We start from the raw sequence: 17,863 nt of genomic DNA, 5'->3' as shown, positions 1-17,863 counted from the left end.
AAGACCCAGTTCGCCGTCGTCTTCGGCGAAAGGTTCGTCAGCCAATGACGAAACCGGCCTCGCGCACAGAATTCCTGACAGTTCCCGCAAGCCTCAACCCGCTCGGTTTCGATGTCTCCGATATATACCGCGGAGAATGGCGTTTTGCTGTCGGCGCTCTTTTTCCAGGCGGCAACCACACCGCCATCAATAAATTCGCTGGTACCGCGAATCCTGCACCTGCCTGGTCCACAGAACGGATCAATCAGAGTTGCGCCAGCTTTTCCCTGGTCGAGCCATTTCGATCGAACACCGCGACTGATGTCGACATAGCGACATAGATACTCGTGCTTGGTTTTGGCCCAAGCGCCGACCACCTCTACAGGCGATCCATCGTCGCCTTCAATAAGCTCCCCCACCAACGCCCCCGTTTTGATCGATCCAACCACCTTTAGTGTCAATCGACAACCGAGGAGCTAACCACATCCTCCTAAGGCACCCCCCGACTGATACGCCGCCACCCTTCCCATTTCATGTGGACGAGCAAGCTAAGCCTTGCCAAGTCAGGCCATTCTCTCGTGGCAGCGCCGCCCTAAGCCAGCTTGGCCAGCAGCTTCATGAAAATGGCCGCCTCCTTGGCGGAAAGCGGTGCCAGCGTTTCCTGCGTAATCTCGCGGGCAAGCGGAATCAGCCGCTCGATCGCGTCGCGCCCCTCGGCCGTCAGATTGACCAGCAGGCGCCGTTTGTCGACTTCGTGTTTGCTAAGTTCGACAAAGCCTCGCGCTTTCAGCCGGTCGATGACACCTTTCACCGTCGCCGCATCCATGGCGATCAGGCTGCCAAGCTGGTTCTGCGAGGTCTCGCCGACGTCGCGCAATTTGGCCAAGGCGGCAAATTGCGGCGGCGTCAGATCGGCGATGTGTGCGGCGAAGATCGAGACATGGCGCTGGTGCGCCTTGCGCAGGATAAAGCCGACCTGCTCCTGCAAGCGATAGTCGTTTTCGTCAGGTTCCTCGGCCTCGACCAGCTTGAGCAGATTGTCTTCGGCGCTCACCTCAGCCCATCCCATGCCTTGATGTCCTTGGCAGCCAGCCCGCCCATGCGGTCATGTACGCGCGGGCCGCAGGTCATTGCGAGGCAAAACAGGATCTCGTCGGGACGCGGGCCATCGCTGATGCCGATTTCCATGGCATCGAAATGGCTGCGCACATAGGCCGCGTTGATGTGGCCGAGCGGCACATCGAGCCGCGCGCCGAAGCCGCCGACCTTCTTCGACGACGGCACGATCGACTTGGCGTCGCCAAGCCGTTCGCGCATGGCATAGCCGCCCGGCACATGCCACAGCGCGCCATGCTCCAGCTCGCCCGCCGCGCCGACGATGGCACCCTTGCCATAACCGTCGATCTGTTTCACGTCGCCGCCCAATGCGGCAATGAGCCTGTCGGAGAGCAGCAGCCCGAGCGGCTTCAAATCCTCCATCGCGCTCTGCAGTTCCTCGACGTAACGGCCGGCGAACGGGTTCTTCACCACGGCCATGGCCGCGGCGCGGCGCCGCGGCACCTTCGCCACCGGCCCGCCTTCGTGAAAAATCTCTTCGGTCAGCACGGCGATCTTGCGGATCGGAAACTCAGGCATGGGCAATTTCCCTCTCTAAAACTTTATTGGCGAGCGCCATCGGACCTGCGATGCGCGCCTGACCGTCGAGGAAAAGCGCCGCGGCGGCAATCAGGCCGCGCCGCCGAAAGTCTTCCGCCACGGCAAGCCCGCTGTCCAACGCGGTAGCGATTTCGACGGCGGACAGTGGCCCTACGTCTTGCGTCACCTGTCGGTCGCCCAGATCGCTGTCCGGGGCGAGATCGCGCGCCCGTACGCGCGTAACGGCGGGATGACCGGGCAGATCGACGGCGTTGGCGATCAAGGTCGCGGCGGCGTCGGCTTCAGCACCCGTCCGCGCCAGCACGGTGACAGCGTCGGCGATGCCGAGCGAAAACGAACGGCCGCGCCAGCCGCTTGTTGCGACGCCGCGGATCCCGTCTTCGGCGCGGATCGTGAGACGGTCTGCCAGTCCGTGACCTGTTCGGGCAATGGCAAGCGTCATCGACTGGCCGTGGCCGAGATGGATCGCGCTGTCGCCGCCATTGTTGACATAGGCGCGCTCGAGCCGGCGGCCGGCGAGCAGCGCGCCAAGCACTTCGTCGGCTACCGAGCCGGCGACGGCCGCCATCGGTGTGATAAATTGATTCGCTAGCGGAACGACCGCCGCTTCCATGCGACGTGCCGTCGGGCCGACAAACATGCGAGGACGCAGCGGCGCCTGGCGACGCAGTTCGGGCAACTCTTCGACCAGTTCGGGCAGGATTGTCTGGAAGCGCGTTGCCGCCTGATGATAGGCGGCGCGGCATTCGCTCGCCTCGCCGAAGGCCTCGACGATCAGATCGATCGGCCCATGATTGAGGTGAAGCCTTCGGCCGTCCTCGAGCCAATGCGCCTGCGGGCCGTTCATCACCCTGCCCCATTTGTCGTCGCGCGCCGCAGCTGCACCAGCGGCGGCCAGGGATTGTCGCGAGGTGCGGCCTTACCGCGGCGCGGGTTGAGATACTCGCCGCCCTTGGCCAGGATATCGTCGACGCTGCGGATTTCGGCTTCATAGCCGCCGAGCCTGACATAATCGTCGCGGCGCATGGTGAATTCGATGGGCGCCACCAGCGCCGGCGTCGGGACATAGCCGAAGGCGCCTTCCGGCACGCGGATGACGTCGACCATCAGCGTGATGCCGCCGCCCGGCCAGACATAGACCGGCGCGCCGCCGACCGTCACATAGGTCTTGAGGCCCTGCACCGAGCGGGTCAGATTGACCGGGTTCTCGGTGACGCCGGCGCGCAGCGAGCCGCCGGCGCCGCCGACGAAAAGCACGGTGCAGAGCGCCGGCTCGCAATTGTCCTCGATCAGTTCAACCGACTTCCGCAGCCGCTCCGGGAACGGTTTCTGCACCGGCTTCAATTCGTCGTCGAGCTCGTAATAGGCGAATTGCTCACCGGTGGTCGAGACCATCAGCAGCGACATGCCGGGGCGCGCACCCTTTTTGGCGCTCCATTCACCAAGGATCGACAGCGGGTCGGAGATATTGGTGCCGCCCCAGCCGAGGCCGGGCTCCGACACCTTGAAATAGCGGCCCGGCGTCGAACGGCGGCCGATGATCTTGATGCCGGTATCCTGCCAGCCAAGCACCTTGCCCGCCTGATGCTCGGAGACGACGCCGGTGATGTGGTCGTCGACCACCACCACCTCGTCGACAAGGCCGCGCCACTGGGTGGCGAACATGCCTATGGTGGCCGAACCGCAGCCGACGCGCATGCGCTGCTCGAGTTTGCCGTCGATGACAGGCGGTTTGCCGGCTTCGACGATGACGGTGGCGCCGCCGTCGATGACGAGCTCGACCGGCTTGCGGTTGCACAGCCTGAGCATGGCATCACAGGTGGCGCGCCCTTCAGCCTTTGAGCCGCCGGTCAAATGATGCACGCCGCCCAGCGACAGCATCTGCGAGCCGTATTCGCCGGTGGTGACATGGCCGATCGCCTCGCCTTCGGCACGGACCGTTGCCGTTTCGGGGCCGATATGACGGTCGGTGTCGATCTTCACCTTGACGCCGCAATAGGAGAAGATGCCCTCGGTGACGACGGTGACCAGATCGACGCCCTCGACCTCCTGGCTGACGATGAAGGGCGCCGGCTTGTAGTCGGGATAGGTGGTGCCGGCGCCGATCGCGGTGACGAAGCGGCGGCCGGTGTTGACCAGTTCGCCGTCCCAGCCCTTGCCTTCCTCGGCAAAGGGCACGACCGCGCCGCCTGTCTCGGCCGCGTGGTCGAGGATGGTCAGCGGATCCATCCGCACGATCCTGCCGCCAACATTGCCGTAGCGATCGCAGGCGCCGGTGCGGCCATCGGCGATGTAGCACATGACCGGACAGGCATCGCAGCGGATCTTCTCCGCCACCAGCTTCTCGCCGGGATCGTGTGTCTCGAATCGTTCGGCAAGCTCGCTCATCGGCGCGCCTCCTTGTCGAGGATGGCGGCGCGGATGCGGGTCGGCGTCGCCGGAATTTTGGTGACCACCACACCGGCGGCATGGCGTATGGCGTTGAGGATCGCCGGCGCCGTCGGGATCAGCACATGCTCGCCCAAACCCTTGGCGCCGAAGGGTCCTTCCGGATCCGGAACTTCTATCAAGATGGTCTCGATCGGCGGCACGTCGCCGATCGTCGGGATCAGATAGTCGTGCAGGTTTTCGGTGCGGCCGGGGATGTATTCTTCCATCAGCGCCATGCCGATGCCCTGGGCGATTCCACCCTCGATCTGGCCTTCAGCAAGCAAGGGATTGATGGCCTTGCCGACATCGTGCGCGGCGGTGATTTTTATCAGCTTCACGGTGCCGAGCCTGAGGTCGACCTCCAGTTCGGCGATCTGGGCGCCATAGCCATAGACGGCGTAAGGTTTGCCCTGACCTTTTGCATCGAGCGGCTGCGTCGGCGGGTCGTAGCTTTCCTCGGCCCGGAAGACGAATCCTTCGGCGTCTGCCTTCAGCGAGGAAAGATCGATGCGGCGCGTCGCTTCGCCTTCCCCGATGCTCAGACTTGTGCCGTCCAGCGCAATCGCCGCCTTTTCCGAGACATTGGCGAAACGCAAGATCTCATCGCGCAAGGCGCGGCCGGCCTTTTCGGCGGCCTTGCCGGTGACGAAGGTCTGGCGCGAGGCCGATGTCTTGCCGGCGTCGGGGGTGATCGCCGTGTCGGCGCCTTTCAGCCGGAGCTTTTCAAGCGGAAGCCCCAACGCGTCGGCGCAGATCTGCGCGATGACAGTGTTCGAACCTTGCCCGATATCGACCGCCCCCTGATGCAGGACGACTTCACCCGATACCGAGATGCCGACCTTGATGGTCGACGGATTGGGCAGCGAGGTGTTGCCGCAGCCGTACCAGCAAGAGGCCACGCCGACGCCGCGTTTTTTGATGCTGCTGCCGGCATTGAACGCTTCGGCATCGCGAAGGGCACGCTGCCAATGTGAGCGGAGGGCCTCCAGGCAGTCGGCGATGCCGACGCCCGACTCGAGCCGCTGCCCGGTAACTGTTTCGGATCCGTTCCGAAGGCAGTTCTTCAAGCGGAAGTCGAGCCGGTCCATGCCGAGCTTGTCGGCCAGCTCGTCATAAAGGGTCTCCTGCATGATCGTCGCCTGCGGCACGCCGAAGCCGCGAAAGGCGCCGGCAATCGGGCCATTGGTGTGGATGGCGCGGCCTTCGGCGCGATAGTTCGGCGTCGCATAGGGGCCGGAGGCGTGCACCGGCACGCGGTTGGCGACCGTCGGCCCCCAGCTGGCATAGGCGCCGGTGTTGAAATCGCCGGCGAAGACCATGCCGGTGACGCGGCCGTCGGCATCGGCGCCGATGCTCGCTCTCATCCGAGCGGGATGGCGCTTGGTGGTCGAGATCATCGATTCGGTGCGGGTATAGGCGAGTGCCGCCGACCGGCCGGTTTTCATGGCGACGAGGCCGATGAGCGGTTGCAGCGAGACATCGAGCTTGGAGCCGAAGCCGCCGCCGGTGGCGGTCGGCACGATGCGCACCTTTTCCGGGGCAAGGCCGAGCACTTTTGCCGTGTCGTCGCGGTCCATATAGGGGGCCTGCGTGCAGGCGACGACGACCAGCGTATCGCCGTCCATGAAGGCATAGCCGGCTTCCGGTTCGATATAGGCATGCTCGACATAGGAGGTGTCGATGGCGCCGGAAACGACGAAAGCCGCACCGGCAAGGGCGGCCTCGGGGTCGCCACGCTCGACGAAGCCGGAGGTGAGCAAGTTCGAGGGCCGGTTTTCATGGACCAGTGACGCAGCGCCGGCCTGTGCTTCGCAAGGCTCCAGAAAATGCGGCAATTCGGTCCAACTGACAGGAAAATCGGCAAGGTCGAGATCGACGATGGCCTCGCGTTCGCCGGCAACCAGCGCCACCGCCTCGCCGCGAAAGCGCGAAAATGCTTCGGCCAGCGCCGGCTGGTCGGCGAAGGGCGCGATGACGCCGAAACAATTCTTTCCCGGAATGTCGGCGGCGGTAAAGACGCCGGCAATGCCGGGACGGGATTTCACCCAGCCATCGAGATCGCCGAAGCTGAAGGCCGCATGATAATGCGGCGAGCGGATCACCAGCACCGACAGTGCATCCATGGGAAAGGAATCGCCGCCGAATTTTTCGACGCCGGTGACTTTCGGCACGCCATCGAGGCGGATCGGAGAGGAGCCGACGGCATGGCCGGACAATGGCATGCGCGGATCGAGACCATCGGCGTGGCGCCAAGCATCCATCACCGCGGCGACGATCTTGCGGTAGCCGGTACAGCGGCAGAGCACGCCGCCCAGCGCATCCTGCGTTTCGGCCTCGCTCGGGTAAGGCGTCCTGTCCAGGAGTGCCGTTGCGGCGACCAGCAGGCCGGGCGTGCAGGCGCCGCATTGTGCTGCGCCATGGCTGAGAAACGAGGCCTGCAGCGCCGACAGCCTGCCATCGCCGAGACCTTCGACGGTCGTCACCACGGTGCCGGAGGCGGAAGCCGCCGGCATCAGGCAGGCGCAGACCGGCTCGCCGTCGACCAGCACCGTGCAGGCGCCGCAGTCGCCGGCATCACAGCCGATTTTGGTGCCGGTCAGCCGCAGCTCGTCGCGCAACACGGCGGATAGCCGCCGCACCGGCGGCACGCAAACGCTGACGGCGGCGCCGTTGACCTCGAAGGCGATGTCGGCGCGCTCCATGCCCATCATGCTGCCACCCTTTCGCCGGGAATAGCGCCCACAGCACCAAGCACGGCACGGGCAACGATCTCGCGCGCCGCATCCAGCCGATATTCGGCGCTGCCGCGCACGTCGCCGATCGGCGACAGCTCGTCCATTGGCGCGGATTGGATGGCAGTGGCCAGCGCGGGGCCGACCGGACGGCCGCGCAGCGCCGCCTCGACGCCCGCCAAGCGCGTGGCGACGACCGAGCAGGACCCGACGGCGACGACCGCGTTCCTGACGATGCCATCTTCGATGGCCAGGCGTGCGGCGGCCATGGCGATGGAGATGACGAGATAACGCCGTGCGCCAAGCTTCACGAAGGCGGAGCTGCCGGCGGTCGCGGGTTTGGGAATGCGGATTGCCGTGACCATTTCGCCGGGCTGCAGAGCGGTGCGACGGTTGCCGAGGATGAATTCTGCAAGGGGCAGATGCCGGGTCGCCACCGAGGAACGCAGTTCGACCTCGGCGTCGAGCACCAGCAGCGCCGGCACGCCGTCGGCGGCCGGCGAGGCATTGCAAAGATTGCCGGCAATCGAGGCAACGTTCTGGATCTGCACCGAGCCGACTTCCCGCGCCGCCTGCTTCAGCGCGTCGAAAGCCGCCGGCAGCGGATGGCGGACGAGATCGGTCCAGGTGGTGCGCGCGCCAACGAGCCAATGGTTCTCGGCTTCGGCAATGCCGCGCAATGCCGCCAAGCCATTGATGTCGAGGACATTGTCGCGGAAAGGCTTGCTGCCCTGTGCCGGATAGAAGTCGGTGCCGCCGGCGAGGATGCGCCATTGTCCTCCGCCCAGCAAAGCGAGGGCCTCGTCGACCGTGGTGGGTTTTGCGTAACGGATCACGCTTTGCCTTCCCAGAATGGACTTCCCGAGAGGGGATCCTGCCGAAAGATTTTCCCGAGCATGCAAGGCAGGAAATTCATTCGTATGCAAATGATATCAAGCCGGCAGGAATTGTCAAAGCCAGAGTTTGCACGGCTATGGGCACCGGTGCGCCCGGAACGCATTTGTTATGCCGTGAGAGGTTGACGCAGCCGGCCATCTGGTCAAGTTTCTGCGTCCGGTCGCGTTTTCATTGGAGCCTAAGCTCAAGACCAAGAAAATAAGGAGGCTCCATGGCCGACGAAGCGCTTGTCGTCATCGACCTGCAGAACGATTTCTGCCCGGGTGGCGCCCTGGAAGTGGCCGGCGGCGACGAAATCGTGCCGTTGGTCAACGACCTGATCCGGCGGACCGAGCACGTCCTGCTGACGCAGGACTGGCACCCTGCCGGCCATTCCAGCTTTGCCTCCAGCCACCCCGGCAAGCAACCGTTCGAAACGATCGATGTGCCTTATGGCCACCAGACGCTGTGGCCGGATCACTGCATCCAGGGCAGCCTGGGATCGGATTTCCATTCGGGCCTCGCCTGGAGCAAGGCCGAGCTGGTGATCCGCAAAGGGTTCCGTCCTGCGATCGACAGCTATTCGGCATTCTTCGAGAACGACCGGACGACGCCGACCGGCCTTGCCGGCTATCTTCGGGATCGGAACATCGAGACGCTGACCCTGGTCGGCCTAGCGACGGATTTCTGCGTCGCCTTTTCGGCGCTCGACGCGGTCAAGCTCGGTTTTGAGACGTCCGTGCGGCTCGACGCCTGCCGCGGCATCGATCTCAACGGCTCCGTGGAGAGGATGCTGGGCCGGATGCGCGATGCCGGCGTGGCACTGATTTGAACGTCATCCAGCCGAACCTGACAGACTTTTGAGGGGCTTCATGCGGTTTGCGGCGTTGACGGCAAGTGCTGCACTGATTGCCGCAATCTTTTCTCCGGGAGCGGTTCTCGCGGCCGAAGCGCACGAATTGCCGGGCGCCGCCATGTCGCTGTGGTGGGTGCTGCCGTTTGCCGGGCTATTGCTTTGCATCGCGACCGGGCCGTTGCTCTTCCGTCATGCCTGGGAGCACCATTACGGCAAGATTGCCGCTTTCTGGGCAGCGTTGGTGATCGGGCCGCTGGCGCTCGCCTTCGGCATCCCGTCGGCAACGCAGGCGGTGCTGCACGCGCTGCTCACCGAATATATGTCGTTCATCATCCTGTTGTTCGCACTGTTCACCATTTCGGGCGGCATCTTCGTTGCCGGCAACATCCACGGCATGCCGCTGGTCAATGCCGGGCTGTTGCTGGGCGGCGCTGTGCTTGCTTCGATCATCGGCACAACCGGCGCCTCGATGATCCTGATCCGGCCGCTCATCCGCGCCAACGACAACCGGCGCTTCAACGCCCATGTCGTCATCTTCTTCATCTTCCTGGTGTCCAACATCGGCGGGTCGCTGACGCCGCTCGGCGATCCGCCGCTGTTCGTCGGCTTCCTGCGCGGCGTCGATTTCTTCTGGACGACAGTTCACCTGTTGCCCGAGACACTGTTCGTCGCCGGCGTGGTGCTGGCGGTTTTCCTGGCGATCGACATCATCATGCATCACCGGGAGGAAGGCGCGCCGAAGATCAAGGATCCGACGCCCGACAGCAAGGTGCGCATTCGCGGCCTGGCCAACATCCCGCTGCTGGCAGGGGTGATCGCCGCGATCCTGATTTCCGCTGCCTGGAAGCCGGGAGTGAGTTTCTCTTTTCAGGGCGTCAGCCTCGAGCTGCAGAATCTGGTGCGCGACGCCGCCATCCTGATACTGGCCTTCACGTCGCTTGTCGTCTCGCCAAAGGAGTTTCGCGGCGCAAACGCCTTCAGCTGGGGGCCGATTGCCGAGGTGGCGAAGCTGTTCGCCAGCATCTTCATCTGCATCGTGCCGGTCGTCGCCATATTGCGGGCCGGCCTCGACGGCGCGCTGGCGCCGTTGGTGCTGCTGGTCAGCTCGCCGACCGGCGCGCCCGACAATCTCGCTTATTTCTGGCTGACCGGGGCGCTGTCGTCCTTCCTCGACAATGCGCCGACCTATCTGGTGTTCTTCGAGCTGGCCGGCGGCGATGCGCAGCATCTGATGACCGAGCTCGCCTCGACGCTGGCGGCGATCTCGGCCGGCGCGGTGTTCATGGGTGCCAACACCTATGTCGGCAATGCGCCGAATTTCATGGTCTATGCCATTGCCAGGCATCGCGGCATCAAAATGCCGAGCTTCTTTGGCTACATGGCGTGGTCGGGCGCCGTGCTGATCCCGACTTTCCTGCTCGCCGGCTTGCTGTTTTTTGCCTGATCAGCCGACGCCGACATAGCGGCGGACCGCCGAGGGATCAGCACGCAGTTCCTCAACGTCGACCGTCTCGCGATTGCGGCCGTTTTCGATGAAGCAAACGCGGTCTGCGACCGAGAGCACGGCATCGACGCGCTGCTCGACAAGGATTGTCGACACGCCAAGCGCACGCAGCTTCGAAACGGTTTCGCGGATCTTGGCGATCATCGACGGCATCAGCCCTTCGGTCGGCTCGTCGAGCAGGAGCACCTGCGGTTCCAGACACAGGGCGCGGGCCATGGCCAGCATCTGCTGCTCGCCGCCCGATAGCGTGCCGGAACGCTGCCTGAGGCGCTGGCGCAGCAGCGGGAAGAGATCGAGCACGTTTTCGCGCGTCGCCTTGCCCTTGTTGCGGGCCATCAGGCCGATCTCGATGTTTTCAGCCACCGTCATCTCGGCGAACAGCCGCCGGCCCTGCGGCACATAGGCGACGCCGGCCTTGGGCACCTCGTGCGCCGGCAGGCCGGTCAATTCCCGCCCTTCGAGCCGGATCGAGCCGGCGCTTGCCGGCACCAGGCCCATGATCGCCTTCAGCGTCGTCGTCTTGCCGGCGCCGTTGCGGCCGAACAGGCAGAGCACCTCGCCCTCGCTCAAGACGAGATCGAGGCCATAGAGCACCTGGACCTCGCCATAGAAGCAATCAAGCCCGGAGATCGTCAGTGCCCTGGACTGGGCCTCAGCCATGGGTGGTCCCCAGATAGGCGTCCTGCACCGCGGCATTGCCGCGGATCTGCTCGGGCGTGCCTTCAGCTAAAATCCTGCCGGCGTTGAAGACGGTGATGCGGTCGGCGAGTTGCATGACCACCGGCATGTTGTGCTCGACCAAAAGCACGGTGGCGCTATCGGCGATCTCGCGCACCAGCTCGATGAAATTGTCGATCTCGCTGTCGGCCAGCCCTTGCGTCGGTTCGTCGAGGATCAGCAGCCGCGGCTTCAGTGCCAGCCCCATCGCCACTTCCAACAGGCGCTGGTGACCGTAGGACAACTGCCCGGCCGGCATTTGCGCCCAGTCGGCAAGTCCGGTGCGCTCGAGCGCCGCCATGACGCCGGTGTGAACCGCGCCCTTCGAGCGGCTGTCGGTCAGCGTGCGCTGCACCGGCAGGGCAACATTGTCGTAGGCGCTGAGATTGGCAAAGACGCTGGTGATCTGGAATGTATAGGCGATGCCAAGGCGAACCCTGGCGTAGGCAGGCAGGCTGGTGATATCGGCGCCGTCGAAGATGATCGTGCCCGACGAGGGCTGGATGCGGCCGCTGACCAGGCTGACGAAGGTGGTCTTGCCGGCACCGTTGGGGCCGATGACAGCGCGGATCTCGCCCGGCATCAGCGCGAAGTCGACGCCGTCGACGGCGCGCAAGCCGCCGAAACTGCGCGACAGGTCTTTGGTGGTCAAAAGCGGCATCATGGCAGCCATCCGAGCCAGCGCTGGCGAATGCTGCCGAGAATGCCTTTTGGGAAAAACAAAACCAGCAGGATCAGCGCGATGCCGACGATCAGCAGATAGGCGGAGGTGTAGCCGCTAGCGACGTCGATGACATAGTACATGAACAGCGTGCCGATCAGCGGCCCGAGCGTGGTGGCAGCACCGCCCAGCAGCACCCAGAGCAGCGGCAGGATGGAATACTGCACCGAAGCGAAGCTCGAGCCGACATAGCCGAACAGCAGCGCATAGGCGGCGCCGGAACCCGCGCAGATGGTGCCGGAGACGAGGACGGCGGCGAGCTTGTTGGAAAACGTATCGTAGCCGAGCATTTTTGTCCGCTCCTCGTTCTCGCGAATGGCGACCAGCACGCGGCCATAGCCGGAGCGGACTATGGCCAGGCTTATAAGCAGCACGATCGAGAACAGCGCCAGCGCGCTCATATAGCGCACGGTCGGGTTGGTGAGGTCGAGCGACGTGCTGCCCAGGACAAGGACACGCATCGACTGCGGTACGACCATGCCCTGGTCGCCGCCGGTCCAGGCGGCGAGATAGAGGATGACGAGATAGAATACCTGAGCGAACATCATTGTTACGATCATGAAGGCGACGCCGGAGGTGCGCAGCGCCAGCAGCGCGATCGCCAGCGCGAGAAGTGCGCCGCAGGCAAGCCCGGCTGCGAAGGCGGCAGATACGCTCCAGCCGAGATGAATGACGGCGAGGCCGGCGCCATAGAGCCCGGCTGAAAAAAACATGGCATGGCCGAGGCTGAGCAGCCCGACATAGCCGAACAGCAGATTGTAGCCCATGGCGAAGACCGCCAGCACCATGATGCGAGCTAGCAGGCCGTGATGGTATTCCGGCAAGACGAAGCTCAGGGCGAAAAGCAGGGCGATGACGCCGAGGTGAAGCGCATATGGCTTTGCCGGCGAAGCATCCTTCATCGCGATGCCGTCCCGAACAGGCCCTGCGGCCGGAACACCAGCACCATGGCGACGAGCAAGGTGGCGATGATCTTGGCCAGCGTCGGTGAGAAGAACACCGAGATGATGCCGTCGGAAAGGCCGATCAGCACCGCGGCGACGACCGTGCCGCGCAGCGAGCCGAGGCCGCCGATGATGACGACGATGAACGACAGCAACAGCGGGTCTTGTCCCATCAGATAGTGGGCCTGGCTGATCGGCACGATCAGCACCGCGGCCACAGCCGCCAGCATGGCGCCGAGCGCGAAGACCCCGGCATAGACGCTGGTCACCGGAATGCCAAAGGCCTGCGCCGTCTCGCCGTCATATTGCGTGGCGCGCATGATGAGGCCGATTTTCGTGCGCGTCAGCACCAGCCAGGTCGCGACCAGAAGCAGCGCGGATGCGGCGATGATCGACAGCTTGTAGCCGGAATAGCCGAACCACGGCAGGAGGATGCGGTAGCTGAACGGCGGCTCCACAGGCCGCGCCTCCGGGCCGTAGAAGGTCAGCGCCAATTGCTGGATGATGTAGAGCATGCCGATGGTGGCGACGATGGTGGCTTCCGGATTGTAGTTGAGTCGGCGCAGGACCAGCCGTTCGGCGAGCAGTGCGATCAAGCCGACGATCAGCGGCGCCAGCACCAGGGCGGCCAGGAAGCCGAGCGCCGGATGGCCGGATATCGCCGTAGAAATCGCCCAGGCAAGCACCGCGCCCAGCATGAAGAACTCGCCATGCGCGACATTGACGACGCGCATGACGCCGAACACCAGCGACAGGCCAAGCGCCGTCAGCGCCAGGACGGCGGAGGTGACGAGGCCTTCGAGGGCGGCGAGGAGCAGGTGGGGTCCGAAGTGCATCGGCTAAGCACCGGCGGATGCGCGAAGCACCCCCCTCTGGCCAGAGGGAGGTGTCTTGGCGCTCACGCTTGCTGCAGCAGCCAAGGTCACAGCGCCTGCGTCGTGTAATCCCCTTCCGGCTCGTAGAGGCCGTCCTCGATCTTGGTCTTGTGGACGACATTCAGCCGGCCGCCTTCGACCTTGGAGATGTTCTGGATACCAAAACACTGGTGGATCTTGCCGTTGAAGGTTTTCGGTCCCTGCGGATGCTCGGGCCCCTCGGCGAACTCGGTCAACGCCTCGGTCGCCTCGACCAGCTTGGCGCGGTCTTCCGGGCCCTTATAGCCGGCATCCTCCATCGCCTTCTTGACGACGTAGAGCGTTTCCCAGCAGCCGAACATGTGCGCGGCGGTGGAGACGTCCTTGGGATCGCCGACAGATGCACCATTGTCGTCGATGCCGACGGCGGCACGATAGGCCTTCTGTGCAGGGGAGTCATCGGGCTGCGCATAGCGTGGCGAGCCTTCCCAGAAATGGCTGCCATCGAGGAATTCGAGGCCGGGGCTGTTGATGTCGGTGGCTTCGAGCGAATCGATGAAGCCGAACAATTGCGGCCGGTTGGAGCCGTAGAACTCGCCGAGTTCCTTGACGAAGGTGAGCACCGCCGGGCCGACCATGACGTGGTAAATCACCTCGGTCTCGGCCGGGATCTGCGGAAAATATTTGGTGAAGGAGGATTCCGTCGGCGGGATGGCGATCTGCGCGATGACCTCGGCGCCTTGCGCCTTCAGCGCCGGCGGCAGGTAGTCGCGATGATCGTAGCCGAAAGCGAAATCGGGGAATATCTGCGTCACCTTCTTGCCGGCATTGGCGGCAATCCACGGCGCCATCGACTGGATCTGGCTCTTCACGTCGGTGATGCCGGGCTGGAAGACGTAGCGGTTCAATTTGGTCGACGCGACGTGGTGACCTTCACTGACGACGAAATAGGGCATCTTGGCCTCGCCGGCGGCCGGCGCCGAGCCGATGACGACATGCGAAAACAGCGTGCCGTAGACGATGTCGGTCTTGTGCTGGGAGGCGAATTTGCCGACCACTTCGGCGCCCCGGCCGGGATCGGTGCCGTCATCCTCGATGATCACCTCGACCGGCCGGCCGTTGATGCCGCCGGCATCGTTGATCGCCTTGACCGCCGCGGCCGTGGTCTTCTCGTACCAGCGGCCATAGGCGGCGCCGATGCCGGTGCGGTGCGACTGGAAGCCGATCTTGATCGGCGCCGAGCTCTGCGCCTGGCTGTAGCGCACGAAGCCCGGCGCGACGGCAAGACCGGCGCCGGCGGCAAGGACCTTCAGCGCCGTGCGGCGGGTGAGAGCGGATCTGGAGAGATCGAAAAACCCATTCTTGTCAGTCACGGCAGTTCCCCTTGTTTTTGAGCTTTGACCAATGGCTGTAGCGAGGCGGGCCACTCTTGCTAAGAGGGCCGAAAATTGCATGTGTACAAACTAAATCACCAAAGCTCTGACGTGGCAAGCGAGCTTTCCCCAAGGTTCGATTGACGGGCATCGCGCATCTCGTTCACCCGGCGGTTGGCGTCGCAAGCAGCCACAAGCCGAAGACGGTGTAGGCGATCATCAGCAACGTGAGCGGAAACTGGCTGAGCGCGGCGCGAGCGGGAATGGGGTGCAATCGCCAGGCCAAGCCATGGGCGACAAGCACTGCAAGCATGTGGCCGGCTATGATGACGCCGGCCTGGAGATTCCACAGCCACCACGCCGAGCCGGCGCCGGCGACGACGCCGGCTTCAATTGGCAGTTCAGCGGTGCCGAACAGGTTCCAGCCCAGCGCAAACGGGTCGGAGAGAGCGGCAATCGCATATTGGCCGTCGACCAGCAGCGCCGTCAGATAATGCGCGAAGTGATAGGCGAGCGCGATCGGCACGATCGACCAGACTAGTAGCCCTGCGGCGTGAGCGAGGGAATGCTTGCTGCCGGCAAGGTGCTGGCCAAGAAAGACGGCAAGCGCGAACACGGCCGCAAGCACGACAAAGGTCAGCACAAGGCCGAAACTGCCGATGCCGATCAAGGCGGTGCGTCCCGGAAACTCCAGCGGATTGATGCCGAACCGGCCTAGCCAGAAGAAGGTTTTCGACAGGCCGTCGAAGGATACCGACGACAGCGCAAGCAGCAGGAAGGCGACGCCGCTGAGCGGCAGCGGCGCATCCTCGAGCAGCTTAGCGCCCGGCCAGCAGAGTTTGAGCCGGCCGTCCTCGTTGCGTTCGACGATGGCGAAGCGCGCCACCATCGAAAAGAACACTGTCAGGAACTCGCCGCTGCGGGTCCAGCCGCGGTAGCCGAAGACCTGCATGGCCGCGAAGCTTAGCAGCCAGTAGACGCCGGCGGCCCAGGTCAGCCGCCCCGGGTCATCGGGCGCCGGGTCGATCAGCTCGAACCAGGCGAAGGCGAAGAACAGCACGAAAGCCGGCCAATAGCCGAGCCACTGGGGCAGCCGCCGTGGCTCCGTTCTGTCGGACAGGCGCGAGACGACGCGGCAAGGCCCGTACCACGGATTGAGCCACGACCAGAGATCGCCGCTGAGCCCTTGCAGCAAAGCCAGCCCAACCCAGAGCAATGTCCATACGGTCAGCGGCAGCGGATTGGAGAGCGGATCGCGGCTGCCGAACAGGCCGGCGGCAGTGAGAATTGCAAAGCCGGCAAAGGATATCAGGCTGACGGCAGTCCGCGCGCCGTCGCCGAAGGTGAAAAGCGGCAGGCGTTTGCGCCAGAAGCGGTCGAGGGAGTCCGGCCTCAGTAGCGCCAGGACAAGGAAACTGGCGGCGACGGCGAGCGCGCCGCCGGCGACGTAGTAGCCGGTGGGGAGGAGCAGGACGTGGCCGCGGTCGGAGGCGTGGGCGAAGGCGGGGGTGGGCAGGAATACAGGTGCAAGGGCCAGGAAGAAGGAGAACCGCGGCAGGGCTACTAGGTTATGGCAGCGCTCTACGGCACCCCCCTCTGTCCTGCCGGACATCTCCCCCTCGAGGGGGGAGATTGGCAGTTGAATCGGCCGGCGCTTTTCTTGCCTCGTTGAGGGTTGGCCAGAGCGGAGATGAGAGCCAATCTCCCCCTCTGAGGGGGAGATGTCCGGCAGGACAGAGGGGGGTGGGCGGGAACTCATGCTTTCCAAGAAATACTTCTTGTCGGCCCTCACACCTTCACCAGCTGCTCCACGCGGTCCTTCTGGCCGAAAATGCGCAGATAGCGCTCGATCTCTTTCTCGTCGCCTGTCGACTTGGCCGGATTGTCGGAAAGCTTGACCGCCGGCCTGCCATTGGCCTCGGTGACCTTGCAGACCAGCGAGATGGCGTCGAGCCGGTTGGTCTCGGTCGGTGCGCAGCCTTCGAAATCATTGGTCAGGTTGGTGCCCCAGCCGAAGGACATGCGCACCTTGCCGCGGAAGTGGCGGTAGGTCTCCTCGATGGTCTCGACCTCAAGCCCGTCGGAGAAGATGAGCAGCTTCTGCTTGGGGTCCTTGCCCTTTTCGCGCCACCAGGAAATGATCTTCTCGCCGCCCTCGATCGGCGGCGCGCTGTCGGGGCGGAAGCCGGTCCAGTCGGCGACCCAGTCCGGCGCATCGCGCAGGAACGCCGCGGTGCCGAAGGTGTCCGGCAGCACGATCAGCAAATTGCCGCCGTAGTAGCGCTGCCAGTCCTGCAACACCTTATAGGGCGACTGCTTCAATTCCTTTTCCGAATTGGTGAGCGCGGCGAACACCATCGGCAGCTCATGCGCGTTGGTGCCGAGCGCTTCGAGGTCGTTGTCCATGGCGAGCAGGACGTTGGAGGTGCCGGTAAAGGCCTCGCCGATGCCCTCCTTCAACGCTTCGACGCACCAGCGCTGCCACAGGAACGAATGACGGCGGCGGGTGCCGAAATCCGAGATGCGGATGCCGGGCAGCGCCTTCAGCCGCTCGGTCTTGGCCCACATCTTGGCCTTGGCGCGGGCATAGAGCACGTCGAGCGCGAACGGCCCGAACGCCCGCATGGCCGCGCGAGATCGAAGTTCATTGATAATTGCCAGCGCCGGGATCTCCCACAGCGTCGTGTACATCCACGGGCCGCTGAAGGCGAGTTCGTATTGGCCGTCGCGCCTGGAGAGCTCGTATTCGGGCAGCCGGAAATTTTCCAGCCAGGCGAGGAATTCCGGTTCGAAGATCTGCTTGCGGCCATAGAAGGTGTTGCCGCCGAGCCAGATCATCTCTTTCTTCGAGAAGCGCAAGGTGCGGGCATGGTCGAGCTGCTCGCGCAGCTCCGTCTCGTCGATCTCCTCGGCAAGGCGGACCGAGGTGGTACGGTTGATCAGCGAGAAGGTGGCGTCGACCTTGGGATACATGCCCCAGATCATCTGCAGCATCAGAAGCTTGTAGAAATCGGTGTCGAGCAAGCTACGCACGATCGGGTCGAGCTTCCAGGTGTGGTTGTAGACGCGCCGCGCTATATCGGTCTTTGCCATCGCTCAATGCGCCTTCGCTGCTCGTTCTAGCTTTTGTCTAGCGCAATTCCGGGCGGAAAACCGCTGCGCACTTTTCCTGGAATTGCTCCAAATGCCTCTTAGCATCGAATTTTTGAACGCGCCTCCCG

16 protein-coding genes are annotated in these 17,863 nt (G+C 64.2%); 2 read left to right on the top strand and 14 right to left on the bottom strand.

What is annotated here, in order from left to right:
• The 7 genes from tcmP to NKH43_RS17185 all read right to left on the bottom strand — a co-directional run.
• Positions 1–428, bottom strand: a 428-nt coding sequence (tcmP, locus tag NKH43_RS17215; protein ID WP_352717508.1) for a three-Cys-motif partner protein TcmP, incomplete at its 3' end; no start/stop codon positions are given.
• Between the two features lie 143 nt (positions 429–571).
• On the bottom strand, positions 572–1,033 hold the full coding sequence (locus tag NKH43_RS17210; protein WP_023718174.1) for a MarR family winged helix-turn-helix transcriptional regulator: 462 nt from the start codon (positions 1,031–1,033) through the stop codon (positions 572–574).
• The gene (locus NKH43_RS17205) at positions 1,030–1,614 is read right to left on the bottom strand and encodes an amino acid synthesis family protein (RefSeq protein ID WP_023718173.1); all 585 of its coding nucleotides are present in this window, start codon (positions 1,612–1,614) and stop codon (positions 1,030–1,032) included. Before NKH43_RS17205 ends, NKH43_RS17210 begins: the two co-directional genes overlap by 4 nt.
• Positions 1,607–2,482 (bottom strand): UPF0280 family protein, encoded by an 876-nt coding sequence (locus NKH43_RS17200; RefSeq protein ID WP_352495043.1) that lies wholly within the window; start codon positions 2,480–2,482, stop codon positions 1,607–1,609. Before NKH43_RS17200 ends, NKH43_RS17205 begins: the two co-directional genes overlap by 8 nt.
• Positions 2,482–4,023, bottom strand: coding sequence for a 6-hydroxynicotinate reductase (locus NKH43_RS17195; RefSeq protein WP_352484339.1), 1,542 nt, complete (start codon positions 4,021–4,023; stop codon positions 2,482–2,484). The genes NKH43_RS17200 and NKH43_RS17195 overlap by 1 nt, the downstream gene beginning before the upstream one ends.
• A complete protein-coding gene (locus tag NKH43_RS17190) occupies positions 4,020–6,773 on the bottom strand; it encodes a molybdopterin-dependent oxidoreductase (protein ID WP_352495112.1) in 2,754 nt (917 codons plus the stop codon). The genes NKH43_RS17195 and NKH43_RS17190 overlap by 4 nt, the downstream gene beginning before the upstream one ends.
• Positions 6,773–7,633: an FAD binding domain-containing protein gene (locus NKH43_RS17185; RefSeq protein ID WP_352859147.1), complete on the bottom strand. Its 861-nt coding sequence runs from the start codon at positions 7,631–7,633 to the stop codon at positions 6,773–6,775. The genes NKH43_RS17190 and NKH43_RS17185 overlap by 1 nt, the downstream gene beginning before the upstream one ends.
• A gap of 272 nt (positions 7,634–7,905) precedes the next feature.
• On the opposite strand from NKH43_RS17185, the gene pncA reads away from it, so the two are divergent.
• A complete protein-coding gene (gene pncA / locus NKH43_RS17180; RefSeq protein WP_023718168.1) occupies positions 7,906–8,505 on the top strand; it encodes a bifunctional nicotinamidase/pyrazinamidase in 600 nt (199 codons plus the stop codon).
• A 40-nt stretch (positions 8,506–8,545) separates the two neighbouring features.
• A complete protein-coding gene (locus tag NKH43_RS17175; protein ID WP_352859145.1) occupies positions 8,546–9,973 on the top strand; it encodes a sodium:proton antiporter in 1,428 nt (475 codons plus the stop codon).
• On the opposite strand, the gene NKH43_RS17170 is transcribed toward NKH43_RS17175, so the two are convergent.
• From NKH43_RS17170 to pncB, 7 genes are all read right to left on the bottom strand, one after another.
• Positions 9,974–10,693: an ABC transporter ATP-binding protein gene (locus NKH43_RS17170; RefSeq protein WP_352484342.1), complete on the bottom strand. Its 720-nt coding sequence runs from the start codon at positions 10,691–10,693 to the stop codon at positions 9,974–9,976.
• Positions 10,686–11,414 carry an ABC transporter ATP-binding protein gene (locus NKH43_RS17165; protein WP_352859143.1) on the bottom strand — a complete coding sequence of 243 codons (729 nt, stop codon included), beginning with the start codon at positions 11,412–11,414 and terminating at the stop codon, positions 10,686–10,688. The genes NKH43_RS17170 and NKH43_RS17165 overlap by 8 nt, the downstream gene beginning before the upstream one ends.
• Positions 11,411–12,373, bottom strand: a complete 963-nt coding sequence (locus NKH43_RS17160; RefSeq protein WP_352859141.1) for a branched-chain amino acid ABC transporter permease — start codon at positions 12,371–12,373, stop codon at positions 11,411–11,413. Before NKH43_RS17160 ends, NKH43_RS17165 begins: the two co-directional genes overlap by 4 nt.
• Entirely contained in the window at positions 12,370–13,251 is an 882-nt protein-coding gene (locus tag NKH43_RS17155; RefSeq protein ID WP_352859140.1) for a branched-chain amino acid ABC transporter permease, read from the bottom strand. The genes NKH43_RS17160 and NKH43_RS17155 overlap by 4 nt, the downstream gene beginning before the upstream one ends.
• Before the next feature lie 86 nt (positions 13,252–13,337).
• On the bottom strand, positions 13,338–14,642 hold the full coding sequence (locus NKH43_RS17150; RefSeq protein WP_023718162.1) for an ABC transporter substrate-binding protein: 1,305 nt from the start codon (positions 14,640–14,642) through the stop codon (positions 13,338–13,340).
• A 163-nt stretch (positions 14,643–14,805) separates the two neighbouring features.
• A complete protein-coding gene (locus NKH43_RS17145; RefSeq protein WP_352640298.1) occupies positions 14,806–16,254 on the bottom strand; it encodes a hypothetical protein in 1,449 nt (482 codons plus the stop codon).
• A 176-nt stretch (positions 16,255–16,430) separates the two neighbouring features.
• Complete coding sequence (pncB, locus tag NKH43_RS17140; RefSeq protein WP_352484344.1) at positions 16,431–17,735, bottom strand: nicotinate phosphoribosyltransferase; 1,305 nt, start codon at positions 17,733–17,735, stop codon at positions 16,431–16,433.
• Positions 17,736–17,863 lie beyond the last annotated feature (128 nt).

Source organism: Mesorhizobium sp. M1163, from assembly GCF_040318415.1.
Lineage (GTDB): Bacteria > Pseudomonadota > Alphaproteobacteria > Rhizobiales > Rhizobiaceae > Mesorhizobium.
Note: the sequence above shows the minus strand (reverse complement) of the source record. Positions and strands in the feature narration are given on the sequence as shown.